Origin of the sequence: Pelotomaculum sp. PtaB.Bin117 (assembly GCF_002067195.1) — a bacterium.
GTDB lineage: Bacteria > Bacillota > Desulfotomaculia > Desulfotomaculales > Pelotomaculaceae > Pelotomaculum_D > Pelotomaculum_D terephthalicicum.
Window position 1 is genome coordinate 1 of the sequence record NZ_MVQM01000023.1, and the last position, 5,239, is coordinate 5,239.

Genomic DNA, 5,239 nt, shown 5'->3' on the forward strand with positions numbered 1-5,239 from the left:
TGCGCTGCCGGCCACGGCAACCGCTGCCTGAAGCAGGCGATGCCCGGCAACAGCCTGGGGATTTACGGCGGCTTTTCGGATTATATTCCGGTTCCCGCCGGTGACCTGTGCGTAGTTGAAGACAAGAAAGACTTTTCTTTAGAAACGCTGTCTGTTGTTGCCGACGCGATTACCTCCCCGTATCAGGCTGCCATGAAGGCCGGCGTTAAAGAAGGAGACGTTGCGATCGTTATTGGCGGCACCGGTGGAATCGGCGTATACATGACTCAGATCGTCGCGGCGTTGGGCGCCAAAGAAGTTATCGTAATTGCCAGAAATAAAGAAAAACTAGAGCGCGCTCTTAGTTTCGGGGCGACATACACGATCAGCACCCTGGACAAAGACGCTAAAGCGATTTCCGGTGATTTCAGGGCTTATTCAAAAGAAAAGAAATTGCCTAACTGGGGGCTGAAAATTTTTGAGTGCACCGGAACGAAAGCCGGCCAGGAAATCGCGCTGGGCCTGCTTACATTCCTCAGTAAAATGATGGTAGTCGGTTTTGGTATGGTCAAGACCGAGTACATGCTGTCGAGATTGATGGCGTTTGAAGCTGATATCATGGGCACCTGGGGCTGCCTGCCGCAACACTATAAGCCAGTGCTGAACATGGTGCTTGAAGGCAAAATCCAGGTTAAGCCTTTTGTGGATATCAGGCCGATGAGCACAATCTTAAAGGCATATGAAGAAGCGCACAGCGGTAAGTTGGTGCAGCGTATTGTGCTGACCCCGGATTTCTAGAATGACCATCCCCCGGCCAAGCTGCATTATTGCATGAATACTGCATTTTTGCAGTTATTAGCTTAAGGTTATGGCCTTAAACTAATGGCCGGGGGTTTATTTGATTTGGTGGATGCATTATTGCATTGGTTGGATCTGCAATTTCGCAATTAATGTCATATAGCCGGCATGCACTCCCTGGCAAGGATTTTGCATTAAATTTATTTTGTGCATGTTAATTTTTTAACATGCAATAAGCTAAAAATGGAGGGAGGTTTGACAATTAATTTTGATCTGACCGAAGAGTTGCAAGACATAAGAAAAGTGGCCAGGGATTTCGCGGTTAAGGAAATACAGCCGACTGTGGACGAGGATGACAAGGCCCACCGGTTCCGCCGGGATTTGGTGCAAAAAATGGCCGACTTGGGCTTCTTTGGTTGTGTCATACCTGAAGAGTATGGTGGAAACGAAATGGGCTGGTTGGCCGCCACCATTATCGCTGAAGAAATATCACGGGTGCACGCGTCGATGCGTTTGCCGTTCAACATGAACCCCAATGGCCCGGGATGCACTATTCTGAGATACGGTACGGAAGAACAAAAGATGAAATATCTGCCCGGCCTGGTCGACGGCAGCTTGCTGGGGATGTTCGCCATTACCGAGCCTGACTCCGGATCAGACGTGGGGTCAATGAGGACAAAAGCAATCAAGGATGGCGACAGCTATATAGTTAACGGTAATAAGATGTGGATTTCCAACGCCACCGTCTGTGATATGGGATTGCTTTACGCTTATACCGATCCGGCCAAAAAAATCAAAGGTATGTCAGCTTTTGTCATAGATATGAATACGCCCGGGATCACGATTGAGCCAATCACTGATAAACTGGGCACCTGGGGCGCGCCGGTCGGTTCGATTACGTTTGAAAACTGCCGTATTCCGGCATCCGCATTGCTCGGTAAAGAGGGACAAGGCTTTAAGATCTGCATGGAACAGCTGAACGACACCCGTTTGGGCTGCCAGGCCGGCGGTCTCGGTTTGGCGCAGGCTTGCCTGGACGCGGCCTTAAATTATGCTAATGAGCGGCAGCAGTTTGGCGTGCCGATCGGCAAATTCCAGATGGTCACCGACATGATCGCCCAGATGGCGACTGAGGTTGAAGCAGCCAGGTTCTTGGTGTACCGCGCCGCTTTCCTGAAAGATCAAGGCAGGCCTTGCACTTTGGAAACTTCTATGGGCAAGTACTATGTTGGCGAAGTAGTAAACAAATGCGCTGATTACGCCATGAAAATTTACGGTTCCTATGGTTACTCCGAGGAATACCCGGTTGCCCGTTACTACCGTGACGCCAAGTCGTATCAGATTGTTGAAGGCACCAGCAACATTCAAAAACTAATCATTGGTGAAACAATGCTTGGCTATCGCAAGCGTATATAGTATTATTATGAAGGTAATGGATCAATTAAATATGAGGGGGTTTTCAAATGCACGAAAATTTATACGAAGAACTTGCCCAGAATAGAAAAAGAATTAAAGCCATGGGCGGCGAAAAAGCTGTTGCGAAACAGCACAAAGACGGCAAGCTGACGGCGCGGGAAAGAATCGAGTATTTTTTTGACCCGGGCACCTTTACGGAAATCGGCATGTACCTCAAACACAGGGCAACTCATTTCGGCCTGGAAGACAAAGAAATTCCGGCTGAAGGCGTTGTTTGCGGTTATGGTAAGGTAAACGGCCGGATGGTTATGGTCGGCGCCGAGGATTTCACCTCCATGGCGGGTACATTCGGCGAATACCACGGCAAGAAGTTTGCCGCCGCGATCGAAATGGCCAAGGATATGGGCATTCCCTTTGTCGGCATGAACGATTCCGGCGGAGCCAGATTGCAGGAAGGTATCGACACGCTGCAGGCTTACGCGTGGCTGTTCAAGGCCCAGAACCTGGCATCAGGCATTATCCCGCAAATTGCCACCCTGATGGGTCCGTGCATGGGCGGCCAAGCGTACCACCCGGTTATGCAGGACTTTGTGTTCCAGTGCCGCAATACCGGATTTATGGGCATTGCCGGTCCCCCATTCGTAAAGACCCAGTTGGGCATAGACATCGATCTGCCGACGCTGTCCGGCTGGCAAGCGCACGCCGTCAAGTCGGGCTGCACCCATGTCGTGGTGGAAGACGATAAAGACTGCATGGACAAGGTGAAGGATCTGCTCGCTTTCCTGCCGCAGAACAACAAGGAAAAGCCAGCGCGCATTGCGTGCGATGACGACCCGATGAAACTGGTGCCGGAACTTGACGAAGTGATGCCTGAAAACAGAAATATGCCCTATGACATGCATAAGGTTATTTACAATATTGTTGACAACGGCTATTTCTTTGAAATACATGAAAATTTTGCGAAGAACGTAATTGTCGGCTTCGGCCGGTTTAACGGGAGAGCGACAGGTATCGTCGCCAGCCAGCCCAACTGGATGGGCGGCGTAATTAACTGTGACGCCGCTGACAAGGTAGCCCGGTTTGTCCGGTTCTGCGACCTGTTCAATATTCCTCTCGTGAACATTCACGACACCCCGGCGTTCATGATCGGCCCGGACGAAGACTGGAAGGGTATCCTGAGACACGGCGCCAAAATGCTGTACGCTTATATTGACGCCACGGTGCCGAAGGTAACAATAATCATGGGTAAATCGTTTGCCGGCGCCTATCTGGGCATGTGCTGCAAAGACACCGGCGCGGACATCGTGTTCAGCTGGCCGCAGGCTACAGTGACCATCGTCGGCGCGGAAACAGCGGCGAGCGTTATTTTTGCCAAGGAAATCAAGAATTCAGAGAACCCGAAGGAAACAGCGGCGCAGAAGATTAAAGAGTACAGAGACCTCTATCAGAACCCGTATAGTGCCGCCAGCCGCGGGTATATCGACGATGTGATTATGCCGAATGAAACCAGGAGAAATATTTGCCTGGCTCTCGATATGCTGGAGAACAAAACTGTGGCTAGACCGTACAGGAAATACTCCAATATCAATTTATAGAAAACCAATTTACTAATTAATGTGGCAGGAGTTGATTTCTAAAGACAAGCCGGTGACGCGGCTGACGGGCTTAATCCATGAAACCGCGTCACTGACAGGCCATATAAAAAGTAAATATTAGGCTTCGCCCGCCGGCGGAGCCTGTTTATCGAAAAGTAACACTATTATGACTGGGAGTGAGGCGGTGACAAGATTTTATGCTGGCTAATCTGATTAAGAAGCCGCCGCTGACCCTCTGTCCGGATCAGACAATCGGGGATGTTTTGCGGTTATGGCAGGAGCATCCCATTGGAGTTGTCGGCATCGTTGATGAGCAAGGCCGTCTGCTCGGAGTGGTAGGCAGCGGGCTGACCTTTCGTGACGGGACGCCAATCTCACTGGACACAAAACTGGCTGAAGTAATGGATAGAAATTTTATCAGCATGAGTCCGGATGTATACCAGGAAGAGGCTTGGACAGCTCCCAGCGAGGTAATCGCTATCGTTGACGCTGACGGAAAGCTGCAGGGAATCAGTACAAAGTATGACCTGGCTACTTCTCTTTATCCTTACACCAAGTTTATCAGCCGGGAGCTTGATGCTGTACTTAATGCCGCCCACACAGGGATCATTTCAATAAACAAAGACGGGATTATTACAACATTCAACCCCGCCGCCGAGAAGATCACCCGGAGAGCCAGAAGTGAGGCTATCGGTAAGTTTCTGGCGGATGTCGTAATACCAACCGGCCTTCTGGAAATTCTGGAGACCGGGGAGACTAAATTCGGCCAAAGGCTTCCGGTGAAGTATTCGGTAGGCACAAGAATATACGTCAGCAACCGCAGCCCTATTATCGAAGATGGCAAGGTTATTGGAGCAGTAGGTATTTTTCAGGACATTTCCGAGATTGAGTTTATATCTCATGAATTAGAATCTGTTAAAGAGCTGAACAAGGAACTAAAAGCGTTGATTGAGTCTTCATACGACGGCATTTTGATTGCAAGGCGTGATGGTGTTGTTTCCCAGGTGAATGAGGCGTACACCAGGATGACCGGACTCAGGGCCAAAGATATCGTTGGCCGGCCTTTTCAGAAACTGGTGGAAGGCGGTCATTACGCCTCGTCGATTGTAGATGCTGTCTTGAAGAAAAAAAAGGCTGTTACCAATTTGCAAACTTCACCAATGGGGAACAGGCTTCTGATCACCGGCAACCCTGTGGCTAACGAGCGTGGCGAAATTGTCAGAGTCGTAATCAACGTGCGGGATCTTACCGAGTTCGAAAAGTTAAGACAGGAATTGCATGACAGTAAAAATCTCAACCGCCGTTATCAGGCCGAGTTGTGCAACCGGAACGGCCAGCAGAATAAGGAACAAAACTTAGCCACCAACTCGCCGGAGATGCAAAGTGTTATTGATCTTTGCACCAGGGTGGCTCAGGTGGACTCAACAGTGCTGCTGATCGGTGATTCCGGC

The 5,239-nt window shown here is 49.9% G+C and carries 4 protein-coding genes; all 4 read left to right on the top strand.

The genetic code is table 11. The annotated features are described in order from the left end of the window. Positions 1 to 777, top strand: a 777-nt coding sequence (locus tag A4E54_RS00700) for a zinc-binding dehydrogenase (protein ID WP_286723745.1), incomplete at its 5' end; no start/stop codon positions are given. A gap of 255 nt (positions 778 to 1,032) precedes the next feature. After that, positions 1,033 to 2,193, top strand: coding sequence for a glutaryl-CoA dehydrogenase Acd (acd, locus tag A4E54_RS00705; protein WP_353681803.1), 1,161 nt, complete (start codon positions 1,033 to 1,035; stop codon positions 2,191 to 2,193). A gap of 47 nt (positions 2,194 to 2,240) precedes the next feature. Then, the gene (locus tag A4E54_RS00710) at positions 2,241 to 3,788 is read left to right on the top strand and encodes an acyl-CoA carboxylase subunit beta (protein WP_286723747.1); all 1,548 of its coding nucleotides are present in this window, start codon (positions 2,241 to 2,243) and stop codon (positions 3,786 to 3,788) included. Between the two features lie 197 nt (positions 3,789 to 3,985). Continuing rightward, the coding region (locus A4E54_RS00715; RefSeq protein ID WP_286723749.1) for a sigma-54-dependent Fis family transcriptional regulator at positions 3,986 to 5,239 on the top strand (1,254 nt) is incomplete at its 3' end.